The 23,851-nt window shown below is 56.6% G+C and carries 24 protein-coding genes; 13 read left to right on the plus strand and 11 right to left on the minus strand.

What is annotated here, in order from left to right; translation table 11 throughout:
- The first annotated feature begins 20 nt into the window (after positions 1–20).
- The 4 genes from MWU55_RS13910 (at position 21) to MWU55_RS13925 (ending at position 5,061) form a co-directional block, all read left to right on the plus strand.
- Positions 21–1,739, plus strand: coding sequence for an ATP-binding protein (locus MWU55_RS13910; RefSeq protein ID WP_246937010.1), 1,719 nt, complete (start codon positions 21–23; stop codon positions 1,737–1,739).
- Between the two features lie 32 nt (positions 1,740–1,771).
- A complete protein-coding gene (locus tag MWU55_RS13915) occupies positions 1,772–3,106 on the plus strand; it encodes a sigma-54 dependent transcriptional regulator (protein ID WP_246937012.1) in 1,335 nt (444 codons plus the stop codon).
- Positions 3,107–3,186: 80 nt separating this feature from the next.
- Positions 3,187–3,966: an HpcH/HpaI aldolase/citrate lyase family protein gene (locus tag MWU55_RS13920; RefSeq protein WP_246937014.1), complete on the plus strand. Its 780-nt coding sequence runs from the start codon at positions 3,187–3,189 to the stop codon at positions 3,964–3,966.
- Between the two features lie 96 nt (positions 3,967–4,062).
- Positions 4,063–5,061 carry a tellurium resistance protein gene (locus MWU55_RS13925; protein WP_246937016.1) on the plus strand — a complete coding sequence of 333 codons (999 nt, stop codon included), beginning with the start codon at positions 4,063–4,065 and terminating at the stop codon, positions 5,059–5,061.
- On the opposite strand, the gene MWU55_RS13930 is transcribed toward MWU55_RS13925, so the two are convergent.
- Positions 5,058–5,417 (minus strand): MmcQ/YjbR family DNA-binding protein, encoded by a 360-nt coding sequence (locus MWU55_RS13930; protein WP_246937018.1) that lies wholly within the window; start codon positions 5,415–5,417, stop codon positions 5,058–5,060. The two genes, MWU55_RS13925 and MWU55_RS13930, sit on opposite strands and share 4 nt — an antisense overlap.
- 192 nt (positions 5,418–5,609) lie before the next feature.
- Here MWU55_RS13930 and cysS point away from each other — a divergent pair, with 192 nt between their 5' ends.
- The 5 genes from cysS to MWU55_RS13955 all read left to right on the plus strand — a co-directional run bounded on the left by cysS (position 5,610) and on the right by MWU55_RS13955 (position 11,493).
- On the plus strand, positions 5,610–7,250 hold the full coding sequence (cysS, locus tag MWU55_RS13935) for a cysteine--tRNA ligase (protein ID WP_246937020.1): 1,641 nt from the start codon (positions 5,610–5,612) through the stop codon (positions 7,248–7,250).
- Positions 7,247–8,866 carry a citramalate synthase gene (cimA, locus tag MWU55_RS13940; RefSeq protein ID WP_246937022.1) on the plus strand — a complete coding sequence of 540 codons (1,620 nt, stop codon included), beginning with the start codon at positions 7,247–7,249 and terminating at the stop codon, positions 8,864–8,866. The genes cysS and cimA overlap by 4 nt, the downstream gene beginning before the upstream one ends.
- Positions 8,863–9,657: a squalene/phytoene synthase family protein gene (locus MWU55_RS13945; protein ID WP_246937024.1), complete on the plus strand. Its 795-nt coding sequence runs from the start codon at positions 8,863–8,865 to the stop codon at positions 9,655–9,657. Before cimA ends, MWU55_RS13945 begins: the two co-directional genes overlap by 4 nt.
- Positions 9,658–9,935: 278 nt before the next feature.
- Complete coding sequence (locus tag MWU55_RS13950; RefSeq protein ID WP_246937026.1) at positions 9,936–10,820, plus strand: LysR family transcriptional regulator; 885 nt, start codon at positions 9,936–9,938, stop codon at positions 10,818–10,820.
- A 223-nt stretch (positions 10,821–11,043) separates the two neighbouring features.
- Positions 11,044–11,493: a hypothetical protein gene (locus MWU55_RS13955; RefSeq protein ID WP_246937028.1), complete on the plus strand. Its 450-nt coding sequence runs from the start codon at positions 11,044–11,046 to the stop codon at positions 11,491–11,493.
- Between the two features lie 180 nt (positions 11,494–11,673).
- Here MWU55_RS13955 and MWU55_RS13960 read toward each other — a convergent pair whose 3' ends face one another.
- The 3 genes from MWU55_RS13960 to edd are packed head-to-tail and all read right to left on the minus strand — an operon-like array spanning position 11,674 to position 14,464.
- Positions 11,674–11,982, minus strand: coding sequence for a Dabb family protein (locus MWU55_RS13960; protein ID WP_246937030.1), 309 nt, complete (start codon positions 11,980–11,982; stop codon positions 11,674–11,676).
- Between the two features lie 24 nt (positions 11,983–12,006).
- The gene (eda, locus tag MWU55_RS13965) at positions 12,007–12,648 is read right to left on the minus strand and encodes a bifunctional 4-hydroxy-2-oxoglutarate aldolase/2-dehydro-3-deoxy-phosphogluconate aldolase (protein ID WP_246937032.1); all 642 of its coding nucleotides are present in this window, start codon (positions 12,646–12,648) and stop codon (positions 12,007–12,009) included.
- A 13-nt stretch (positions 12,649–12,661) separates the two neighbouring features.
- Positions 12,662–14,464: a phosphogluconate dehydratase gene (gene edd / locus MWU55_RS13970; protein WP_246937034.1), complete on the minus strand. Its 1,803-nt coding sequence runs from the start codon at positions 14,462–14,464 to the stop codon at positions 12,662–12,664.
- Positions 14,465–14,709: 245 nt separating this feature from the next.
- Between edd and MWU55_RS13975 the strand changes: the two genes are divergently transcribed.
- Together MWU55_RS13975 and MWU55_RS13980 are read left to right on the plus strand one after the other, a co-directional pair.
- Positions 14,710–15,927 carry a class I SAM-dependent rRNA methyltransferase gene (locus tag MWU55_RS13975; protein WP_246937036.1) on the plus strand — a complete coding sequence of 406 codons (1,218 nt, stop codon included), beginning with the start codon at positions 14,710–14,712 and terminating at the stop codon, positions 15,925–15,927.
- Entirely contained in the window at positions 15,924–16,466 is a 543-nt protein-coding gene (locus MWU55_RS13980) for a PIN domain-containing protein (RefSeq protein WP_246937038.1), read from the plus strand. The genes MWU55_RS13975 and MWU55_RS13980 overlap by 4 nt, the downstream gene beginning before the upstream one ends.
- On the opposite strand, the gene MWU55_RS13985 is transcribed toward MWU55_RS13980, so the two are convergent.
- From MWU55_RS13985 to MWU55_RS13995, 3 genes are read right to left on the minus strand one after another with little or no spacing between them, the layout of a single operon-like run.
- Complete coding sequence (locus MWU55_RS13985; protein ID WP_246937040.1) at positions 16,467–17,147, minus strand: M48 family metallopeptidase; 681 nt, start codon at positions 17,145–17,147, stop codon at positions 16,467–16,469.
- 56 nt (positions 17,148–17,203) lie between these two features.
- Positions 17,204–17,827: a VTT domain-containing protein gene (locus tag MWU55_RS13990; RefSeq protein ID WP_246937042.1), complete on the minus strand. Its 624-nt coding sequence runs from the start codon at positions 17,825–17,827 to the stop codon at positions 17,204–17,206.
- Positions 17,824–18,192 carry a hypothetical protein gene (locus MWU55_RS13995; RefSeq protein WP_246937045.1) on the minus strand — a complete coding sequence of 123 codons (369 nt, stop codon included), beginning with the start codon at positions 18,190–18,192 and terminating at the stop codon, positions 17,824–17,826. Before MWU55_RS13995 ends, MWU55_RS13990 begins: the two co-directional genes overlap by 4 nt.
- A 132-nt stretch (positions 18,193–18,324) precedes the next feature.
- On the opposite strand from MWU55_RS13995, the gene MWU55_RS14000 reads away from it, so the two are divergent.
- Positions 18,325–18,648 carry a DUF3817 domain-containing protein gene (locus MWU55_RS14000; protein WP_246937047.1) on the plus strand — a complete coding sequence of 108 codons (324 nt, stop codon included), beginning with the start codon at positions 18,325–18,327 and terminating at the stop codon, positions 18,646–18,648.
- Here MWU55_RS14000 and MWU55_RS14005 read toward each other — a convergent pair.
- The 4 genes from MWU55_RS14005 to MWU55_RS14020 all read right to left on the minus strand — a co-directional run bounded on the left by MWU55_RS14005 (position 18,645) and on the right by MWU55_RS14020 (position 22,957).
- A complete protein-coding gene (locus tag MWU55_RS14005) occupies positions 18,645–19,829 on the minus strand; it encodes a VWA domain-containing protein (RefSeq protein ID WP_246937049.1) in 1,185 nt (394 codons plus the stop codon). The two genes, MWU55_RS14000 and MWU55_RS14005, sit on opposite strands and share 4 nt — an antisense overlap.
- 12 nt (positions 19,830–19,841) lie before the next feature.
- The gene (locus MWU55_RS14010) at positions 19,842–20,039 is read right to left on the minus strand and encodes a hypothetical protein (protein ID WP_246937051.1); all 198 of its coding nucleotides are present in this window, start codon (positions 20,037–20,039) and stop codon (positions 19,842–19,844) included.
- Between the two features lie 51 nt (positions 20,040–20,090).
- Positions 20,091–21,509, minus strand: coding sequence for a DUF2927 domain-containing protein (locus tag MWU55_RS14015; RefSeq protein ID WP_246937053.1), 1,419 nt, complete (start codon positions 21,507–21,509; stop codon positions 20,091–20,093).
- Between the two features lie 602 nt (positions 21,510–22,111).
- Positions 22,112–22,957: a MoxR family ATPase gene (locus MWU55_RS14020; protein WP_246937055.1), complete on the minus strand. Its 846-nt coding sequence runs from the start codon at positions 22,955–22,957 to the stop codon at positions 22,112–22,114.
- 324 nt (positions 22,958–23,281) lie between these two features.
- On the opposite strand from MWU55_RS14020, the gene dksA reads away from it, so the two are divergent.
- A complete protein-coding gene (gene dksA / locus MWU55_RS14025; RefSeq protein ID WP_246937057.1) occupies positions 23,282–23,704 on the plus strand; it encodes an RNA polymerase-binding protein DksA in 423 nt (140 codons plus the stop codon).
- The last annotated feature ends 147 nt before the right edge of the window (positions 23,705–23,851 follow it).

The raw sequence follows: 23,851 nt of genomic DNA on the forward strand, positions 1-23,851 counted from the left end.
CTCCGCGGCCGGGGGTGAGCATGAGAGCGCGGCTGGTGCTGATCGCGCTGATCACGCTGGCCGTGGCGGTTGTCTTTTTCTCCAACAAGCTTCTGACCGAGCGGTATACCGAGACGACCCGAAATCGCGCCGAACTGCGTGTGGCGCTCTATTCCGGTAACCTGATCAGCGAATTGCAGCGAAATTCGGTTGTTCCGCTGCTTTTGTCGCGCGATCCGGCCTTTATTTCTGCGCTCAACAGCTCGGACTTCTCGCAAAGTACCGCGCGATTGATCTCCTATCTGGATGAGATCGAGGCAGCGTCCCTGTTGCTATTGGACCGCGATGGGCGCGCGGTTGCGACGACAAACCGTGAAATTCTTGGATCGCAACACCGTTCAGACCCGTATTTCATCGAAGCGCTTCGAAGCAACGACACTGTGTTCACAACGGTTCAGACCGAAGCCGGGCAATATGTTTTCACTTATTCACGCAAGATCGAACAGGCCGGGAATACGCTTGGCGTGATCGTGGTGGGCGTGGATCTGCGCAAGTTTGAAACAAGCTGGGCGGGGATCTCGGACGCAGTGCTGGTCACGGACAGCGAAGGCAATGTCATCCTGTCCACCGAACCGCGCTGGCGGGGCAAACCGGAAGGTGAGGCTTTGGCCACCATTTCCGCCACCGAAGCCATCCGCCGATCTGCCCGGCAGGCCATCGACTGGTCCGGGCTTCCCGCCGAAGTGCTCTATCTTGGCGAAGCAGTTATGCGTCACGAAACACGCGTGCCGTTTCAGGGGTGGCGCATGACGTCGTTCACCTCGTACGCGTCGGTGCGTGAGAAGGTGAATACGGTTTTGTCCTTGGAAATCATGGCCTTCGCCATGATCCTGTCCTTCCTGTTCTATCTGATCAGCCGCCGTGCCCAATGGCGCAGCGCTGAGTTTGCACAGGAATCAGCGGAGCTTCGTCAGCTGAACGTTGCCCTTCAGCGCGAGATTTCGGAACGTAAGCGCGCCGAAGAAAACTTGCAGGTTGCAGAGCAGACCTTGGCGCAAAGCTCAAAACTGGCCGCCTTGGGCGAAATGTCGGCGGCTGTCAGTCATGAGCTGAACCAACCGCTTGCTGCGATGAAGACCTATCTGGCGGGTGCGCGGCTGCTACTTCAACGCGACCGTCCGAACGAAGCGCTGTCCAGTTTTCAGCGGATTGATGACCTGATCGGACGAATGGGGGCGATTACCCGCCAATTAAAATCCTACGCGCGCAAGGGCGGTGATACATTTGAACCCATGGACGTACGTGATTGTGTTTCCTCGGCTTTATCCATGATGGAGCCGCAGCTAAAACGGCGCGAAATCCGCATAACGCGCAATATTCCGCGCGATCCGGTGATGGTGATGGGCGATCGGTTGCGTTTGGAACAAGTCCTGATCAATTTGCTTCGCAATGCACTGGACGCGACCAAATCTGTCGATCTGCCTCAGGTCGATATCATCGTCAGTCTGGGCGACTACGCGCTGATCACGGTGCGTGATAACGGAGACGGCGTGAACGATTTGGACAGTCTATTTGAACCCTTCTACACAACCAAGGCTCCGGGTGATGGGGTTGGGCTGGGGCTGGCGATCTCGTCCGGTATCGTGTCCGACCTTGGTGGTCGTCTGACCGCACGAAATGGTCAGGACGGAGGGGCTGTATTTGAAGTTGAGCTTCCTATCTTGAAAGAGGAAGACGCCAATATTGAAGCCGCCGAGTAGCGGCCAAAACAAGAATCGCACAGGAGAGCGACATGGCACAGGCAATTAAAATCGCGATCGTCGATGACGAACAGGATATGCGGCAATCCATTTCTCAGTGGTTGTCCCTGTCAGGGTTTGAGACCGACACGTTCCCGTCGGCAGAAGACGCGCTGAAAGCCATTGGACCCGACTATTCCGGCATTGTAATCTCGGACATTCGTATGCCCGGTATGGACGGGATGGGCTTCCTGAAAAAGCTTATGAGCCAGGACAGCAGCTTGCCAGTGATCATGATCACGGGCCACGGCGACGTGCCGATGGCGGTCGAAGCCATGCGCGTTGGGGCCTATGATTTCCTTGAAAAGCCCTTCAACCCCGATCAGCTGACCAAACTGGTGAAAACAGCGTCACACAAGCGACGCATGGCGATGGATGCGCGTGCCTTGCGGCGCGAGCTGGGGGATGGCAATACGATCATGAAAAAACTGATCGGCGCTTCGCCAGTCATGTCCCGCCTGCGCGAGGATATTCTGGATATTGGCCAATCGGATGGCCACGTGCTGATAGAAGGCGAAACGGGCACGGGTAAGACCTTGGTGGCCCATGCACTTCACGCGGTAGGGGCCAAGGCAGGTAAGCGCTTTGTCGTGACATCTTGTGCCGGTATGGAAGAAGACGAGCTTACGCGCCGTCTTTTCGGTCCAATTGACGAAGGCGGGGCGATCCCGCTGGTCGAAGAAGCCCGCGGCGGCACCTTGGTGTTGGAAGACATCGAAGGCATGCCAATGGATCTTCAAGCACGGCTTCTAACTTGGATGAATGATCAAGGTTCACCCGCTGAAACCCGCGTTGTTGCGATCTGTAACCTGCAAGAGCAAGGCAAGACATGCGAGGATTGCCTGCGCCCGGATCTGTTCTATCGCCTTGCTGCAATGAAAATCACTCTGCCACCGTTGCGTCAGCGAGGCGAAGATATCCTGATGCTGTTCACGGTTTTCGCGGATCAGTTCGCCGATGAATATGGCTGTGCTGCGCCCGGGGTCAGCGCGCAAGAAGCCGCACAGCTTTTGCAGGCTCCGTGGCCGGGCAATATTCGTCAGCTTGAAAACATCGCCGAACGCGCGGTGCTCCAGTCACGCCGCGGGTCTGGCACGATCTCATCCTTGTTGATGTCGGATCACGACGAGGTTCAACCAGTGATGACAACCGAAGGCAAGCCCTTGAAGGAATATGTGGAGGCGTTTGAGCGGATGTTGATCGACAACACGATGCGTCGCCACAAGGGATCGATCGTTGGTGTGATGGAGGAGCTTTGCCTGCCACGCCGTACGCTGAACGAGAAGATGGCCAAATACGGACTGCAGCGCTCTGACTATCTAAGCTAAGGCGCAGATGCGGCCCGACTTGAAGAGGGATGCTGGATCGTTTACGCTAATCATTGCGATGTTAAGCAATGGAGGGCGGAATGCCAGCATCACCGAACAAGCTTAAACGGCATTTGGCTGGGAAGAACCTTCAGATTGGTCTTTGGCTGAACCTGGGCGATGTGTCCGCAACTGAAATTGCGGCCTCTGCCGGGTTCGACTGGTGCCTGATTGATGGCGAGCACGCCCCTTATGATCCCGTCACAATCCAAAACCAGTTGCGCGCAATGGCGGCGTTTGACAGCGTACCTGTTGTCCGTGTTCCCATTGGTGAAGATTGGATCATCAAACAAGTGCTTGATATCGGGGCGCAAAGCCTGCTGGTGCCGATGGTGGATACACCGGAGCACGCAAAGCAAATGGTTGCGGCGACCCGATATGCTCCTGAAGGACGGCGCGGTATGGGGGCGGCTGTGGCGCGGGCGTCTGGCTGGGGCCGCGTTGCGGATTACGGCACCAACATCAATGATGAGATCTGCCTGATCGTGCAGGCCGAAACCCGTTTGGCGATGCAAAATATCGACCAGATTGCAGCAGTCGAAGGTGTAGATTGCGTCTTTATTGGGCCGGCTGATCTTTCTGCCGATATGGGCCATCGCGGCAATCCCGGCCACCCAGAGGTGAAAGAGGCCATTGCCGACGGCATCGCGCGTATTCTGGCTGCTGGGAAGGCTGCGGGCATCTTGCACTACGACAGTGCAAACTTTGCCTACTATCGTGATCTGGGTGTGACCTTCCTTGGAGTGGGCTCCGAGGCCTCATTGTTGCGGGCAGCCGTTCAAGAAACGCTGAAAGATGCGAGGCGGGCAGTCTCGGACTGACACCTATGTGACCGCGTGCGACAATTCTGCGCTGAGGGGGAGGCTTTCGTTTTGCCAGCGCGCGCGCTACATCGGGGCAAGCCGAAAGGATATGATATGAGCAAAACGCCGCATTTTCCGCCTCCGCCTCCAATCCCCGAGAAGACCCGCCTGTTCCAACGAACCCCTCCGGCAATCTTCCCGCCGATCATGGGGCTGTTCGGGCTGGGTCTGGCATGGCGCCGCGCCGCTGAAGGCTTTGGCGTTCCAGCGGCCTTTGGGGATATGATCCTTGGGGCTGTCACGCTTCTTTATCTATTTTGCCTCGTAGCTTACGTGGCAAAGTTTATGCAAAGACCCGCCACATTCTTTGAGGATCTGAAAATCCTGCCGGGACGTGCAGGCATCGTCGCCCTGGCGCTTTCAGGATACCTTATGGCGACCACGGTGGTTCCCTTTTCAACGACTTTGGCAGGCGTGATTTTCGGCTTGGCGCTGGCCGTGCATGTGGTTGTCGCCCTGCGCGTCGCCTACACTTTGATCACCGGCCCGATTGAGGCACGATCGGTCACCCCGGTCTGGCATCTGCTCTTTGTAGGTTTCATCATTAGCCCGCTGGCGGCACTGTCTTTGGGGCTTTACGCCTATTCGACCACCGTGTTTTGGGTCAGCCTTGCCATCGCGGTCGCGATCTGGGGCGCCAGCCTTGCGCAGTTCGTGCGGGCAAGTGTACCCGCGCCCTTGCGTCCGCTTCTTGCCATCCATCTGGCCCCGGCAAGCGTTCTGGGAACGGTCGCCTTTCTTATTGGACAGCCGCTGATGGGGATTATCCTGGGGCTTCTGGCTGTGTTGATTGCCTCGGTTCTGATCCTGCGCGCGCGCTGGCTAGCAGAAGCTGGCTTCAGCCCACTCTGGGGGGCGTTTACCTTCCCGCTCGCTGCCTTTGCGACACTGCTTCAGATGCTGAACCTTGTGGTGGCGTCGGACCTTTTGCGCATCCTATCAGGCCTTGTGCTTGTGGCCGCCACGCTGATCATCCCACCCATTGCCTACAAGGTGCTCATGATGTGGTCCAAGGGCGTGTTGGCGGTGAAAACCAACGCCGCTCAGGCCTAGCCGTTGGCCTGATCCTCAAAAGGGGGCAGGGCGGCTTGCGCCTTTTTGGTCAGGCTGCCCCGGATCAACGCGTAGGAGCGATGAATGCGGTGGGTTAGCTCCGCTTCATCCGCATCAAAGGGTAGGTTCACCCATGAGCGGTGGAAATAGGGGGCTTTTACGCCGACGCCCGCTTCGATTAACATCGTGGCAGTCTCGATATCCGGGGTTTTCACAGAAATCCCGGGTGTCTTTGCGCCAATGGCCGCAAAAATCTTACCGCCAATCTTCCACACATCATGACCGGGGCCAAAAGGCTCGGACCATTCTGCGCCCGGAAGCGCGTTACAAATCGTTTTCACTTGGTCACGTGTCATGGGATCACGCTAACAGGCTTGGCAGAGGCAGGGAAGGGTGCTAGCGTGCGCGACATGAAACGGAAAAGCATCATCATTATTTGCTGCATTACCTGCTGAGATACTCAGGCGGGCCGTTCTTCTATTCCATACATGTCAGGAACTTGCTAAGCCCGCCGCGGGAACACCTATGCGCGGACGCACGAGGATAACATGACGGACATCAAGCTTTACAACACGATGGCGCGGGCGAAGCAGGACTTCATCCCGATCGACCCCAATAACGTGCGCATGTATGTCTGTGGGCCGACGGTCTATGACCGCGCCCATCTGGGTAACGCGCGCCCGGTTGTGGTGTTTGATGTGCTTTATCGCCTGCTGCGCCATGTCTATGGGCCGGATCACGTGACCTATGTGCGCAACTTCACCGACGTGGATGACAAGATCAACGCAACCGCGTTGGCGCGTAAGGAAGCGGGCGCGGCGGGCACGCTTGAGGAACTGGTTCACGAACGCTCGAACGAGACGATCGACTGGTATCTGAACGACATGCGCGCGCTTGGGGCGATGGACCCGGATCAAATGCCCCGCGCGACCGAGTTTATCGGGCCGATGATCGACATGATCGAGGATCTGATCGCTAAGGGCCACGCCTACCCAGATGGGGCAGGGCATGTGCTGTTCTCGGTCAAAAGCTACGAGGATTACGGCCAACTGTCCGGTCGCTCGGTCGATGACATGATCGCCGGCGCACGTGTCGAGGTCGCGGATAACAAGCGCGACCCGATGGACTTCGTGCTGTGGAAGCCGTCCACCGATGATCTGCCCGGCTGGGACAGCCCGTGGGGCCGAGGCCGCCCCGGTTGGCATATCGAATGCTCGGCGATGAGCCACGACCTGCTGGGCGCGTCTTTTGACATACACGGTGGCGGCAATGACCTTCAGTTCCCGCACCATGAAAACGAGATTGCCCAGTCGAAATGCAGCCATCCCGATGCAGGCTTCGCGAATTACTGGCTTCACAACGAGATGCTACAGGTCGAGGGCAAGAAGATGTCCAAGTCTCTGGGGAATTTCTTCACCGTACATGATCTGCTGGAGCAAGGTGTGCCTGGCGAAGTGATCCGCTTTGTCTTCCTTGGCACCCATTATCGCAAGCCGATGGATTGGACCGAGAAGAAACGGGCCGAGGCGGAAGCGACCCTAAAACGTTGGCGCAAGCTCACTGCCGGAATTGAACCCGGTCTTGTAAATCCAGATGTGCTTGCCGCTCTAGGGGACGATCTGAATACGGCTGGCGCAATCTCAGAACTCTATAAGTTAGAGAGGATCGTTAACCGGCAACAAGCAGTGCCAAATGAACCAATAGATTTGCACAAAGGTGTGCTTGCAAACTTCTTGGCTTCAGCTCAGGTGATGGGCTTGCTGACGGATGAAATGGGCGATTGGGTTGGTTCGAGCTCAAGAGATGCAGGTTATGAGGACATCCTCGAAAACCTTTTAGTAATACGAACAGCTGCACGTGCAGCTAAAGATTGGTCGCGAGCTGATATCCTGCGTGATGGTTTCAAGAATGCGGGAATCCGTATTGTTGATACACCTGATGGACCAAAGTGGTCCATCGAGCGCGATGAGTTGGATTCGCAGCCGTACTTTCACGCTGTCAGGTCTGCATATTCAAGCGGTGATAAAGTTGCCTACGAAGAGCAGCTTCAGATCGCAAAACGCGCGGGCGTAATTTTTTCAGAAACCCAAGACCCAAGTGTCGCACCGGCATGGAGAGGGAAACCTGATGCGGAATTCATCTTGGAGAAGTTGGAACTTCTGAGGTCCAAATTGGAGGGGCTGCAATGACCGAACGCCTCTATCTCTACGACACAACCCTGCGCGACGGGCAGCAAACGCAGGGCGTGCAGTTCTCGCTCACAGAAAAACAGCAGATTGCCGAGGCGCTGGACGTGCTTGGCGTGGACTATATCGAGGGCGGCTGGCCCGGCGCGAACCCCACGGACAGCGACTTTTTCGACGCCGCGCCCAAGACGCGCGCGACCTTCACTGCCTTTGGTATGACCAAGCGGGCAGGGTACTCGGCAGAAAACGACGACGTGCTGGCAGGCGTGATGAATGCGGGCACCTCTGCGGTCTGTCTGGTGGGCAAAAGTCACGATTTCCACGTCACAACCGCGCTTGGCATCACGTTGGATGAGAACGTGGAAAACATCCGCGCAACAATGGCTTACATGGTCAAGGAGGGTCGCGAGGCACTCTATGATGCCGAGCATTTCTTTGATGGCTACAAGGCCAACCCTGACTATGCACTGACCTGTGTGAAAGCCGCCTATGACGCAGGCGCGCGCTGGGTTGTGCTGTGCGACACCAATGGCGGAACGCTTCCCCATGAAGTGCACGAGATCACCAAGGCGGTGATCGCGGCAGGTATCCCGGGTGACCATCTGGGCATCCACACCCATGACGACACTGGCAATGCCGTGGCGTGTTCTCTGGCGGCTGTCGATGCGGGAGCGCGCCAGATCCAAGGCACGCTGAACGGGCTGGGGGAACGCTGCGGCAACGCCAATCTGGTGACGTTGATCCCGACGCTTTTGTTGAAAGAACCCTATGCGAGCCAATTTGAAACCGGTGTTTCAAAGGACGCTCTTGAACGGATCACCATAATCTCGCGCCAGTTGGACGACATCCTGAACCGTGTCCCGAACAAATCCGCGCCTTTTGTCGGCGCGTCGGCCTTTGCACATAAGGCCGGGTTGCACGCGTCCGCGATCTTGAAGGACCCGACCACCTACGAACACATCCCACCCGAAACTGTGGGCAACACGCGTATCGTGCCCATGTCAAACCAAGCAGGGCAGTCAAATCTACGCGCGCGTTTGGCCGAGGCTGGGATCGAGGTCGAAAAGGGCGATCCGCGCCTTGGTGACATCCTGAATCGCGTGAAAGAGCTGGAAGACCAGGGTTATGCCTATGACGGGGCACAAGCCTCGTTCGAGTTGGTTGCACGTGACGTTCTGGGTCAACTGCCGCAGTTCTTTGAAGTGAAACGCTACAAGGTCACCGTTGAGCGCCGCAAGAATAAGCGCAACCAAATGATAAGCCTGTCCGAGGCCATCGTTGTCGTGAAAATCGGCGATGACAAGAAGCTGTCGGTCTCGGAAAGCATGGACGCATCCGGCACCGATCGTGGCCCGGTGAACGCGCTGGCCAAGGCGCTGGCCAAGGATCTCGGCCCCTATCAAGCGATCATCGAAGACATGCAACTGGTTGATTTTAAAGTGCGTATCACCCAAGGCGGGACCGAAGCACAGACCCGCGTCATCATCGACAGCGAAGATGCAGCGGGCCACCGCTGGTCCACGGTCGGCGTCAGCCCAAACATCGTCGATGCGTCGTTTGAGGCACTTCTGGATGCGATCCACTGGAAACTTTTGCGCGACGGGGCCACCCCGGTATGAGCGACGCCTATGATCCCATCGCTTCCTGTGCTGAACAAGTCTACAAAGGCGACCCGGATCGGTTTCTGGCGACGATGAGCGGCACGGTGGAAGAGCGTAAACGCCTGTTTCCGCTCTACGCGTTCAACCTTGAAGTCGCGCGCGCGCCCTACATGTCGCAAGAGCCGATGGTTTCGATGATCCGTTTGCAGTTTTGGCGCGATGTCGTGACCGCAGCCGTGGATGGCACAGAGGCACCGCGCCACGATGTGGCAACGCCTCTGTCGCAGTTGATCATCTGGGGGGATATGCGGGCCGCGCCTTTGCTGCGGATCATCGAAGCGCGCGAGGGGGAAGTACAGGGGGATCGCCCGCAAAATTTGGATGATATCCGCGCATATCTTCGCGCAACATCTGGGGCATTGATGCTGGCAGGTGGTCAGCTTTGCGGGATGACCGAATTTGCCGGGGATTATGAAATTGATACCGCCTTGGAAAATTTGGGCGAAGCCACGGGGGCGGCCAATTGGCTTTTGGCGCAACCTGCATTGAACAAGTCCGGTCGGGGCCATATGCCACCGAGTGATGATACGATCCGCCAGCTGTGTGATGCTGGGTTGAAGCAGTTCAAATCCGCGCGCAAAGCCCTTGGGCGGCAAGGAAACCCCGCGCTGCGCAGCGCTTGGCGGGCGCGGGCGATTTTGGCGCAAGCGGCCAAGCAGCCATCCTTGGTGGCAGAAGGCGCGCTTGGCAGCGCCGAGTTCACCCGGCGCGGCCATATGCTGTGGTTGGGTCTAACCCGTCGTTGGTAAGCCCGCTTGTGGTCACCCGACATGCCACCGTTGGTTCCACCGACGCAGCTCAGTCTTGGCGTCCCGAATCCGGTCGCATTCCCGTTGTTTGCCAGTGCGGATCGTAGGTTTCTGACCTTCGGTGTGATGGTCCATCCGAGTCGCCGTTCGGAAGGAAGATGATAGTATTGAAAGCATTTGCGGTCTCCTTCTCAAGGTGTTGATGTTCGTAAAATAAGGTTGAAATTCTCGTTCAGGCAAAGCAGTATGATTTTCATATTGTAAGTAGAGGTTACATAATGGATTGGAGGTCTCTGCCATCCTTGGCCACGTTGCGCGCTTTCGAAGCCGCAGCCCGTCATCAAAACCTAAGTGGGGCGGCGCGCGAGCTAAACGTCACCCATGCCGCGATCAGCCAGCACGTGCGTCGGTTAGAGGAGGAGCTTGGCGAAGCACTTTTAACGCGACAAGGGCGCGGCATGGCGTTGACAGATGCAGGGCGTTTATTGGCTGAAACCCTCAGCACCGGGTTTGCAACAATCCAAGATGGGGTCGATCAAGTCAGGCAACGTGGTTTGGACAGGGCGGTCCAGATCTCGGTGACGCCTGCATTTGCATCCCATTGGCTGATGCCACGGATCGGCGCGTTTTGGGCTGAATTTCCTGAGGTCAAGATCAACATAAATCCCAGTATGGAATTGATTGATCTGCGCCGGGATGGGGTCGACCTTGCGGTGCGCTATGGCGATGGAAACTGGCCGGGGCTTGAGGCCGAGCTTTTGACGGATGGAGAGTTTGTCGTCGTGGCGCATCCCGATCTAGTGCAAGGGCGGCAAGTCGGTAAGCTGTCGGATTTGGTTGATCTGCCATGGGTCATGGAAACCCATATGATGGAACGCCGCCGTATTGTGGAGAAGGAAGGCATAGATCTAAGCGAAGTCGCTTTGACAACCATGCAGACCAGCGGATTGGTCATGTCAGCTGTGACCGCAGGGCTTGGCGTTTCCGTACAGCCGAAATCCTTGGTGGAAGCGCAGATCGCAGCGGGAAATGTCGTATCGCTTCACCGGTTCACACAATGCGAGTTGGGCTACTACATTGTCACAAGACCGGGCGGCTTAACCGAGAACGCCGAGATCTTTCGAAAATGGCTGCGGCGCAAAGGGGCTGAGGTTGCGAATTAGCAAGCCGAGGCCAGTCTGTATGTGCAATTACATGCTGGCGATTGAAACGAGTCAACAAGGCACAGTTTGGTATTGTTGTGCCAATCGTATCGTTCTTTCGGATGAGGTTTTGTATTTTCTTTGTTTCGCAGGGTGGTCAGGAAATCCACCACAGGTAGAGGGTGGATGCCTTTGCCTCTTATCCTATAGTCTGCGATATGAATTAGACTAAGGGCAAAGATAGATGTGGGTCGTTTTCGGTTATGTGATCGGGACAGTGATAGGTGTTTTTTCGTCGCGTTTTCTTTCAGGAGTTCTGCACGGATGGTTTGATCTTGGTATGGGGCATAGCCTCGCCAAACTTGGGGTTCATGGAATATTTCTTTGGGTTATCCTCGGTTTGCTTCCTTCTGTTTTTGGGGCTGTGGGAGCGGGTTATGCGTTTTATCGAATGAAAGATCGCGTGGCGACGACCAGAGAGGTGAGGTCATATACTCTCGCGCTAGCAGTTTCATGTACTACTATCTTCTATCTGTTCATCATCCTAAGTGGCGCGTGGTTTGGATTGATTCAGGCAAATGCGTTTTTCATCATCGCCACGCTCACCATTCCGCCTGCGGTAACCATTTTGCTGTTCTGGATCGTGTTCCCATGGTCAGTTCGTTCATATCTTTTCCTGCGCCCCTATTGGTAACAGGAAGAGGTTTGAGCCTTCTATGTTAGAAGTATGTGATTAAGCCAGCACTGCTGCCTCAGCCGCCATTGTGCAGATCTCGTCCCAACCAACAGCACCAACAAAGTTCCTTGGCACGACCCAGGAACCGTCCATACATATGATCTTGGGTAGTTTCGGTGGTTGCACGTTGCGGCTGGATCAACACTCAAGGTCAAACACGATGATGCCGTCCGCACCTCCGACGCACAGCTCACATAGGCGCTGACCCAGTGCCTGATGTTTCGGATGATCTGCATAGTGCTGAAGCGCGGACTGATCTGTGAAACGAATGACGAATCCTGCCTTGAACGCCTGAGATTTCTGTTCGAAATCGCGGTTGGGACCGTGTTGGAAGCTTATCACGCCCGGAAAATCGGCACATAGATCAGCGAGGCCCTGAAGGACCTTTACTGTTTCGGCTGGATCTGCGTCAGGGCGAAATCGGCAAAAACCGCAGTGCAAAATCATGTGTTCTTGCCTTTCGGGAATTGACTACGCGGTTAGGGTTGCGGCCTCAGCTGCCAATTTGCGGATTCCGTCCCAATCTCCGGCTTCGACCAGATTTCCTGGTGCAACCCATGATCCTCCGACACAGAGCGTGTTGGGCAAAGACAGATAGTCCATTGCATTCTTCAAGCTCACGCCGCCAGTTGGGCAAAAACGGATTTGGGGCAGGGGCGAGGATAAGGACTTCAGGAAGGGCACGCCGCCCGCGGCTTCTGCTGGAAAGAACTTTTGAACGGTATATCCACGCTCCAACAGCCTCATGCTTTCGCTGGCCGAGGTCGCGCCGGGCAGAAGTGGCAGATCGTTGGCTTCGCAGGCATCCAGCAACCGGTCTGTTGCGCCGGGGGAGACGCCAAAGGTTGCGCCAGCTTTCTTGGCGCGCTCGACGTCATCGGATGTCAGCAACGTGCCAGCCCCAACCACGCCCCCGTCGATCTGCGCCATTTCAGCAATCACATCAAGCGCGGCTGGTGTGCGCAAAGTCACTTCCAGCGCGGGTAGGCCACCTGCAACCAAAGCGTCTGCCAGAGGCGCTGCGTGGGCCACTTGCTTGACCACCAGCACAGGCACAACGGGGGCCAGACGGCAGATTTTTTCGGCGGCGTCACTTGCCATTTCGGGTGTCATATCAATCAGTTCCTTATGAGATCGACGAAGCGCCTTCGGTGGCCGGGCGCGCGGCACGGCGGAAGGTTTCAAACAATTCGCGGCCGCAACCATCGTTATTGTCGCTGAGATCAACCTGAACGGCTGGTCGATCAGTTGCGCCCTCGGACAGGACTTCCAGCGTGCCATTGGAGGCATCAAGGCGAATTATGTCGCCATCTTGAATGCGTGCGATGGGTCCGCCATCAGCTGCTTCCGGGGCCACGTGAATGGCAGCAGGCACCTTTCCGGACGCGCCGGACATGCGCCCATCAGTGACAAGCGCGACGCGCTGGCCGCGTGATTGCAGAACGGACAGGGTCGGTGTCAGGCCATGCAGCTCTGGCATTCCATTGGCGCGGGGGCCTTGGAAGCGCAGAACAAAAATGATGTCGCCGGTCAGTTCGCCTGCTTTGAAGGCTGTTTTGACGCTTTCCTGATCGTGAAAGATCCGCGCGGGGGCTTCGATGATATGCCGATCGGGGTCCACTGCGGATATCTTGATCACGCCTTGACCAAGATTGCCTGACAGCTGCACCAAGCCTCCGGTTTTCTGGAAGGGGTCACTGGTTGGGCGCAGGATTTTGTCGTTCAGGCTTTCGCGGGGCGCAGGTTCCCAGCGCACACGGTCACCATCCAGCTTGGCTTCTTGAGCATAAGCTGTCAGATCGCCTGCATTGGTGGTCGCATCGGGATGCAGCAAGCCCTCTTCCAGAAGGTTGCCGATCATGTAACCCAGACCGCCTGCGGCATGGAAATGGTTCACATCCGCCAATCCGTTTGGATAGACGCGCGCCATCAGCGGCACCAGAGCAGAGATGTCTGCAAAATCTTCAAGCGTCAGGATGACCCCTGCGGCACGCGCCATTGCTGGCAGGTGCAGCACAAGATTTGTCGACCCCCCCGTCGCCATCAACCCGACCAGCCCGTTCACAAAGGCTTTTTCATCCAGAACATGACCTACTGGTGTGAATTGATCGGTACCGGGCGCAATCGCGAGGGCGCGCCGTGTGCCTTCGGCCGTAAGCGCGTCGCGCAACGGCGTATGCGGCGTGACAAAGGACGATCCTGGCAGGTGAAGCCCCATGAATTCCATCAGCATCTGATTGGTGTTCGCGGTGCCGTAAAATGTGCAGGTGCCGGGGCCGTGATAGGCAGCCATTTCAGACGCCATAAGCTCTTCCCGCGTGGCGTCGCCGGTTGCGAACTTCTTTCGCGTTTCAGCCTTTTCATCGTTCGAGATACCCGACACCATCGGACCGGCAGGCAAAAACACCGTCGGGATATGGCCAAAGCTGGCCGCAGCGATCACAAGTCCCGGGACGATCTTGTCGCACACGCCCAGATAAAGGGCGGCGTCAAAGGTGTTGTGGCTCATCGCGACCGCAGCAGCCATGGCAATCACGTCGCGTGAAAACAGGCTCAGCTCCATCCCGGTTTCGCCTTGGGTGACGCCGTCACACATGGCGGGCACGCCGCCCGCTACTTGTGCGGTGGCCCCTTCTTCGCGGGCGATGCGTTTGATCAGGTCCGGGTAGGTCGCAAAAGGCGCGTGGGCAGACAGCATGTCATTATACGCGGTGACGATGCCCAGATTTGGGGCACGCCCTTTCGCCAGTGTCGCTTGGTCCACACCAGCACCTGCATAAGCATGGGCTTGTCCCGAACAGCTTAGATGTGCGCGGCGCGGGCCTTCGTCGATCGCGCGCGAGATCTTTTTAAGATACGTGGCGCGACTGTCGTGTGAACGTTCGGCGATGCGATCGGTGATGGCAGTAAGGGTCGGATGGGTGGCCATGTGGTGCCTTTCCAAGTGCATACGATTGCGCGATGCGATCAGGTTATCGTCTTTGCGCCTCTGATAACAGCAAATGGTAGCGCTAACAATAGTCAGAATTGCCGCAATCGGAAATTGGTCGAGTTTCGCCGTGACTATCGAAACAAAGGGTGACGGACCGGTGTCCGGTCGCAAATCCGCTTTCCGTTACCGTCGCCACAAGGTAGGGAGGGGCCAACGTCCAATCAAACATGGCAGACCCTCTGATGTCCGAGACACCTGAAGACCACACAGACCGCCCGGTCATTCGGCTGAAACCCAAAGCCAATGCGCGTGCCATTCGTCATGGTGCCCCGTGGGTGTATGACAACGAGTTGGTCACAGATCGCCGAACCAAGAAAATCGCCGCGGGTAGCATCGCAACGCTTGAGGATGCAGGCCGCGAAGTGATTGGAACTGTCGCGGTCACGCCGGGGTCTCGCATTTTCGCGCGTATTCTGGATCGTGCGCCCGATGTTCAGATCGACAGCGCGTGGTTTGAGCAAAAGCTCCAAGCGGCGCTGGATCACCGGACCCGATTGTATGACAAACCTTTCTACCGTCTTGTCCATGCCGAAGCTGACGGGCTGCCAGGGGTGATCATTGATCGGTTTGGGGATGCGGCGGTCATTCAGCCCAATGCTGCATGGGCCGAAACCCATCTTGATCTTTTGACCAATGCTTTGGCGAAGATCACCGGCGTCACAACCATTTTGAAGAATGCCTCAGGCCGCGCGCGGCAATTGGAAGGGCTGGACGCTGAGAATACGGTGCTTCTTGGGGATGTGCCGGAGGCTCCGATACATGTGTCCATGAACGGGGCCACGTATCTGGCGGACCTGACCGGGGGCCAGAAAACCGGCCTTTTCTATGATCAACGCCCCAACCATGCATTCGCCGCAAATCTGTCAAAGGATGCCCGTGTGCTGGACGTGTTCTCTCATGTTGGTGGGTTCTCTTTGGCGGCGCTTGCAAGTGGTGCGTCATCGGCTTTGGCTGTGGATGGCTCAGCGCCCGCCTTGGCGCTGGCAGAAGGCGGCGCAAAAGCTATGGGTGCCTCGGATCGTTTCGCAACCCGTCAGGGCGATGCGTTTGATGAGCTGGCTGCTCTGAATGAAGAGGGCGCGCAATTCGACGTGGTCATCTGCGATCCGCCCGCATTTGCGCCGTCCAAAAGGTCGTTGGAGACCGGTCTTCGCGCCTATGAGCGCGTGGCGCGGTTGGCTGCGACGCTGGTCGCCCCCGGAGGCTATCTTGGCCTGTGTTCCTGTTCACATGCCGCCACGATCGAGAAGTTTCGAAATGCCTCGATCCGGGGGATTGGGCGTGCGGGTTGCAGTTCTCAGCTGATCCATACGGGCTTTGCTGGGGCGGATCACCCGATGCATCCGCAATTGGCCGAAAGTGGATATCTGAAATCGATCTTCTTCCGGATCCTTCCGTGAAAGTCCTGATCGACGCCTGCGTTCTCTACCCAACCGTCATGCGCGAGATGGTGATGGGGGCCGCCGGGCAGGGGATGTTCACCCCGCTTTGGTCCCCACGTATTCTAGAGGAATGGGCCCGTGCCGCAGCCAAGCTTGGCCCAGAGCAAGAAGCCTTTGCACGCGGTGAAATTGCGCTTTTAAACGCGAACTGGCCCAAATCCAGCATCACCCCGAACGAAGGTGTGACCGCACGACTTTGGTTGCCCGACCCCAATGACATTCACGTACTTGCGGCAGCGATCACGGGTGGGGCGGACGTGCTTTTGACGATGAACAACGCCGATTTCCCGCGCCATACACTGGCCGAAGAAGACCTGCGCCGCGACGGGCCTGACTTGTTTTTGCGCAACCTCTTGGACACGCACCCAGAGCAAATCCAAGAGGTTGCCGACAAGGTTCTGTCACAAGCAATTACGCTTTCCGGGGAAGATTGGACCATGCGCCGTTTGATGAAAAAGGCGCGCTTGCCGCGACTTGGAAAAGCGTTGGAGCGCTAGTTAGCCCCACTTCGCCTCGTTTTTCTCGATCGCAGCAATCCGGTCCGCAGATTTCGGGTGGCTCATCAGCCATGCAGGCATGACGCCCGCCCGCGATTGGGTCAGAGTATCAAGCTTATCAAACAGGCTTTTCTGTCCATCCGACCCGATACCTGACTTGATCAGCAGGGCGGTTGCATAGGCGTCCGCTTCGTATTCGTCGCCCCGACTTAGACCTGCCGCCACCATCTTGGTGAGGATCCGCGCGACATACACACCCGCGCCGGGCAGAAAGCGCGAGATCATCATGGTTAGGACGGTCCGCAACGCATTCTGACCTGAAAAGTCGATCATACGCTTTCGCGCGTGGCCCAGTGCGACATGCCCTAGCTCATGCGCAATCACGCTCGCTATCTCATCCGCTGTGACGCGGCCTTGCCGGTATTCATCATAAAACCCACGCGTGATGAAAATCCGCCCATCAGGGGCGGCCAAGCCGTTTACGGGCTGAATTTCATAGATGTGAACGGGGATGTCCGCCAGATCCAAGGTCTTTGCCATCTGGTCGGTTTTGGCTTTCAGCACCGGATCTGCCAACCGGGTGGATTTCGAATCCAGTTCGCGATGGGTGCGCCAAACTGAGAAACGATAGAGGATCAATCCATAGATTAAGGGCAGGAGGATGGGCAGAAGCTTTGTCATGTCGCCTATATGGGCACAAAACGCTGGCTGGAAAAGGGTTAGATGCTCAGCCGTGATTATGCCGCCGCATCGGTCCCATGTTTTTCCTTGGCCCTTATCATCGCGCGGATCCACAGGACTGCGCCCGCCGCGACTGCGAGGGCGGCCAAAAGCCCCGCTAAATTGCCCATGAGGCTGGCAAGGCTTTCAATCCGCGAGGCGAACATGAACCCAAGCCCGACGTAAAGCGTGACCCAGACAACCTCGCCCAAGACATCCCAGATGGCGAAGCGAACCCAGCCCAGGCCGGTTGCACCTGCCGCGAAGTTCACCCATGGCCCCAAAGGCGCTACGGCCCATGTGGACAGAAAAACACCTATGCCGCCCCGGCGTTCGACAAGGGAGTGGGCCTTACTTAAAACAGCCTTTCGGGCGGGCGTTTGGGTGATTTTTTCTAGTGCAGGCGCGCCGCCGATCCGCCCGATCGCAAAGCCCGTTTGATCCCCGATCACAGCCCCTGCAAACGCAGCGGATACGACGTTGAGAAGGGCAAGGTCACCCGCGGCGGCAAATGCCCCGCCTGCCAACATCATGAGCGATGTTGGGATGGGCAGGGCGAGACAGGATAGAAAGGCCGAGGCAAACACAACCCACGGGCCATAGTCGGATAGCAGCGTGAATACCAACTCGGTCGAGATCATTGTGATTGGTCCCTGTCGGGCGAGTTTGTCCGGTGATTTGCAATGGCCAGTTCGATCTCTTTGATCAGATATTCGACGGACATCCCTTTGATCTCAGCCAAGCGTTTCAGATTGCGGCCTTTAGGGTCATTGTCACCAAGCGCCAGTGCTTCGAGCATCACATCGCGGGGCACCTGCCAAGAATAGGCAACGTAGCGCGGTGTCATCCATCCTGCGATAGGTTGATCGATATGGGCAGGATCGTTCCAATAAATCCAGCTAGTGATCGAGCGCGCACCAAAGAAAACGCCAGCGGACAGGGCTAGGGCCAGAACCACTGTCGCAACAGGCGCTGCGGCCCACATGCGGCGGATATTAGAGATCATCGTCACGCTCCTTATGCCATATTAAACGAAGGGCGCTGATTTTTCCGTCGCCAATCTCTGCGACATTTCGCCGGGTGACGCGCGCGCGGTATTTTGCGGATATGCCGACAAGATCGCAAAAGGAAACGCTCCATGTCAAAAGCCCGCTCAATCTGGTTGTTTCGCAAGATCGCTTCGGTCGAGGGCTGGAGCTATCTGCTGCTCTTGTTCATCGCGATGCCCCTGAAATATTGGGGCAATATGCCAGATCTTGTTCCTATCGTCGGCATGGCGCATGGCTGGCTGTTCATTGCATATATCGGCAGTTTGATCTACGCATCAGCCTATGGCGGTTTGTCATTGGTGCGCACAAACTGGGCGATCCTAGCAAGCCTGCTTCCCTTCGGGACCTTCGTACATGATCCCTATCTAAAGCGGGAAGAAGACGCTGTGCGTTTGGCTGATGTGACGCCTTAACGCCCAAGTTCTTTCATGCCGCGTTCAATCCCGTCGATGGTCATTGGCACCATGCGGTTTTCGAAGATCTGGTTGATCATCTGAACTGATTGAGTGTAGCGCCAATGTGTCTCGGGCAGGGGATTGATCCACATATTGTCCGGCCATTGTTCGCGGGCGCGTTCCAACCAAACCTGTCCGGTTTCGTCATTCCAGTGTTCGTTGGCCCCACCGCGATAGGCGATTTCATACGGGCTCATCGAGGCATCACCGACGAAGATGCACTTATAGTCTGATCCATAGGTGCGCAGAACCTCCCATGTGGGGGTTTGGTCATTCCAGCGGCGGGCATTGTCGCGCCAAACACCTTCGTAAAGGCAATTATGGAAATAGTAGTATTCTAGATGTTTGAATTCGGCCCGGGCGGCTGAGAAAAGCTCTTCCACCAGTTTGATATACGGGTCCATGGATCCGCCAACATCAAGGAATAACAATACCTTGACGGCGTTTCTTCGTTCTGGCCTGGTCTTTACATCCAGATAGCCATGTTCAGCCGTGGCGCGGATGGTGCCGTCCAGATCCAGCTCATCATGAGCGCCGTCGCGCGCCCAGTTGCGCAGGCGTTTCAAAGCGACCTTGATGTTGCGGGTGCCCAGCTCAACTGAATCGTCCAGATTGCGAAATTCGCGCTTGTCCCAAACTTTCACCGCGCGCTGATGGCGCGAGCGATCCTGCCCAATGCGAACGCCTTCGGGATTGTAGCCATAGGCGCCAAAGGGCGAGGTGCCGGCCGTACCAATCCACTTGTTGCCGCCTTGATGGCGGCTTTCTTGTTCCTTCAGGCGCTCTTTCAGCGTCTCCATCAGCTTGTCAAAGCCGCCCAAAGCCTCGATCTCGGCCTTTTCCTCGGGCGTCATGAACTTCTCGGCCATCTTCTCAAGCCATTCTTGCGGAATGTCGACGGCTTCCAGCATCTCGTCAGAGGAAATGGCTTCAAGACCTTCAAAGCTGGCCGCAAAGGCGCGGTCGAACTTGTCCAAGTTACGTTCGTCTTTCACCATTGCGGTGCGTGCGAGATAGTAAAAACCTTCAATGTCATACGTGACCAACCCGGCCTTCATTGCCTCAAGGAAGGACAGATACTCCCGAAGGGAGACCGGCACGTTGGCGGCGCGTAGGTTTTCAAAGAAAGGCAGGAACATGGCTGGAAGCTCTTAGTAATCGCCCGGAACAGCATTCAAAGCCGGTCCAAGATTGCGTTCGCCAATAATCACAAGGAATATCACAATCAGCGCAAGGCCAATGCCGTAGACCGCGCCATATTGCGCCATGTCCAACCGATTGCCGCCCCGTTTCTTCGCGCGTAGCACGCCGAAAACAGCACCCAAAACCAATGCAACAATAACGACCATCTTCGCATCCTCGGCTAAGGGGGCCATGCAGATATGGCCCGTTTATCCTGCCTAACCTGGTGCGATGGCTGCGATTTCCTGAAGCCGCGCTCCAACCTGGGCGTTCGATCCGAAGCCATACCGTGCCCAGCCAAGACTGTCGAGCCGTACGCGCTGTGCTTCGTCAATTCTTCCCATATGTTCCAAGGCTTCGGCTTTGATCATCAGCAACGTCGCCAAAAGAGCGGCGTTCTGCGCCTGTTTTACAGCTGGTAGGTGGCGGTTGATGGTTTCCACTGCCTGATCGGCATGGCCAGCAGAAAGCGCATAGGCAGAAAGCTGAACGCCCATATGTGCGGCATGAAGCTCGGTCCCGCTGCGGGACAAGTATATCGCCTCGGCCTCGCGGAAGGCGGCAAAGGCGGCTTGGCTATCCGTTTGCATGCTCAGACGGCCTTGAGCAAACAGGCTGAATGCAAGGCGTGTGTCTTGCCACCCGCGCTGACGTGCAATCGATACAGCGCGCTGTGCGGCGGCTTGGCGGCTTTGCTTTGGCTTATGCCGCCCCAATGCATCAACAATCGCCTGTTTCCATGCAGTGGGAGAGCCTGGCGTGATGCGCGGTGAACCAGTTCCTCCGGCTGGATTGATCCGCTCAAGCACGGCTGGAAGGCGTTGCGCAACCTCGGCCCGGGACATGCCCGACTGAAGTTCAGGCGCGTAGTATGCGCGTAGGATCAGCATATCGAATCCCGTCAGGACCGTGTGGAAATTGTCATCGTTAAAGACGCTGTTTTCCAGCCGATAGAGATCGTTCACCGGGCCAATCGCCTGTGCGATCTCTTCATGTAGACAGTCCCGCATTTCCTGCGGACTGACATCCGAAGGCAAGAAGACCGACATTTTGGTGCGTTGGCGCAGTTTGGTCCAATCGGTTTGGGCGGTACCACGTGCGCGAAGGTATTCGCCCCAGCCCGAGACATTGGGTGCGACAAAACAGGCTGCATGCGGAACATGCTTTTGCAGTTTGCGTTTCGGGATCATCTCGATCGTGATGAGGCCTGACGCACTGGCCCTTCCGCGCTTGATGTTGATCCCAGCTTCGCGGCGCAAACGTCCCAACAGGTGTTCCAAATCCGCCTGCATATGTTGCGGAGCCTGGCCTTTGACGGCAACGGTAATGGGCGTTTCAAAGCGGGATAGGACGGGCAGGGTGCGCCCGCTTTCTAGTTCAAAGCTCAGGTCCAGAAAATCCCCCATAATCAAGCTGTTGGCGCGGACGGGTGCGCTTGTTCTGGTCTGAGAAAAAGCCTTCATTGGGGGCAGCTGACTTGGCAGCCTGATGGTTTGCGCAACAACCGCACCACCGCCCGAGCCACGCTGAACGGCCTGCTGCGGATCAAAACCTTTGTCCTTTGACATCGGAGCAACGCAGCCCGACAGCCCTAGAAGGGCAAGGGTGATCAATGATACACTGAACTGGGACCGCATAGCCGGCTCCTTCCACAACAATGCAGTCCCGCACCTGAAGGCGGTGTTCTGCAGGCGCGTTGTGTTGAAGAGAGCGTTTTAGTGAATGCGTACAAATTGAACCTCGGTCTGATTGTAGATCCAAGGTCAGGCCGCACATGACGCGCAGGCCTGCGATCCTGTCCGGGCGGAACCCGCACAAGCTCGTACTCGTTCGAAGTGATATCCTGAGCTTCGGCAGGGGTGGTTTCATGTACCCCAGACCCAATTTCCAGCAACAAACCAGCTTTGCAACCGTCCCACGGGTCACACAGCGCCGGATCGCCGCGCGATATCAGCGTTCGAACGGAAATGTAGGCATTGTCTCCCATAACAATACAAACACACCGTTTTCATGCCCCCCCAGGCAAGCTTTGATCCTACTGCAGCGGTGCGGTTGGACCAAGACAAACCATCCAATTCTGGCGGTGAGCGTCCGAAAAAAGTGAAATGGGTCAATATGTTGTAGGGTGGTGTTCAACACATACTAGGCCAGCAGCCTGCCAATGGGGCTTAAACTGCGAATCGCTTGTGATTGACCGGATGACGTTGAAGGCGACGAGCTTGTGGGCCTGCGACGCGGCTTAACGCCCGCTGCGCGCCATAAAGGCCAGCCGTTCGAACAGGTGAACGTCTTGCTCGTTTTTCAGCAATGCACCGTGCAGTGTCGGCAATGCATTGGCCCCGTCGCGTTTCAACTCAGCTGGATCAATGTCTTCGGCCAGCAACAATTTCAACCAGTCCAGAACCTCTGACGTGGAGGGTTTCTTCTTCAAGCCGGTTTGCTCGCGGATTTCATAGAACTGGGTCAGCGCTTCGGTCAGAAGGCGGGGTTTGATCCCCGGGTGATGCACCTCGACGATTTTAGCCATCGTCTCGGCATCAGGGAAGCGAATGTAGTGAAAGAAGCAGCGGCGCAAGAAGGCGTCCGGCAGCTCTTTTTCATTGTTCGATGTGATGATGATGATCGGGCGGTGTTTTGCGCGAATGGTCTCGCCAGTCTCGTAGACATGGAATTCCATCTTATCGAGCTCTTGCAGCAAGTCGTTCGGGAACTCAATATCCGCTTTGTCGATCTCGTCGATCAACAGAACAATACGTTCATCCGCCTCGAATGCGTCCCAAAGCTTGCCGCGTTTGATGTAGTTTTTCACATCATGCACGCGCTCATCGCCAAGCTGGCTGTCACGCAACCGGCTTACGGCATCGTATTCGTAAAGCCCTTGCTGAGCCTTGGTGGTGGACTTGATGTTCCATTCGATCATCTTGGCCCCCAAGGCGCTGGCAACCTGCAACGCAAGCTCGGTTTTACCTGTGCCGGGTTCGCCTTTTACCAGAAGGGGACGTTCCAGAGTGACCGCCGCGTTCACTGCGACTTTCAGATCATCGGTGGCGACATAGCTGTCGGTTCCGTCAAAACGATTGGTCATTCTCATCCCTCACATCAGGTTCGTGCGATTGGGGTGAGGTAACCGTCACGTCGCATTTTGGCAAGGCCAGAGCTTTCTGACGCTGCGATTGTTCACGGAAATCAAGAGGCGTGACCAGTTCACCGACAAAAACGCGCATAGGTTACGTGAAAGATGTCATGCGCTATCAGTAGCTTAACCTAAGAGATAGGTAAGCACGCCATGGTTGGGTTTTTCATACGTGACATTCCCTGTTAGCGGGTGTAAACGGGCGCCATAAGTAGCGGGTGTCCACTGGCGAGAAGGTTCGACAGGGACCACAGCCCGGAAGAAGAGGGAGTTGGTATGAAAGCCGAAACTTTCCTGCCCGACGATTATCGGCCAGCCGAAGACGAACCATTTATGAATGACCGGCAGATGGAGTATTTCCGCCGCAAGCTTGAAGCTTGGAAGGCCGAACTGCTTGATGAAAGCCGTCACACAATCGAAGGTCTGCAGGGCAACACGCGCAATATCCCCGATATTGCAGATCGTGCGTCCGAGGAGACCGATCGTGCACTAGAACTGCGCACGCGTGATCGTTCGCGCAAGCTGGTTGGCAAAATTGATCAGGCTTTGCGTCGTATCGAAGAAGGCGAGTATGGTTATTGCTCGGAAACAGGTGATCCAATTTCGCTGAAACGTCTGGATGCACGTCCGATCGCCACGCTGAGCCTTGAGGCGCAAGAGCGTCACGAGCGCCGCGAAAAGGTTCATCGCGACGATTGATCGTTGGTCGGGGCATGACAATTTGTCCCGATAGCGGCGCAATTTGTCACGTTACGCGAATTGAAAAACCATGTCACAAAGGCGGCGGGCTCTCTGCCGCCTTTCTGCTTTGGTGAGGTGCGCACAGGGTGACCGCCTGCGACATGG

This window comes from Aliiroseovarius sp. F20344 (genome assembly GCF_023016155.1).
Taxonomy (GTDB): Bacteria; Pseudomonadota; Alphaproteobacteria; order Rhodobacterales; family Rhodobacteraceae; genus Aliiroseovarius.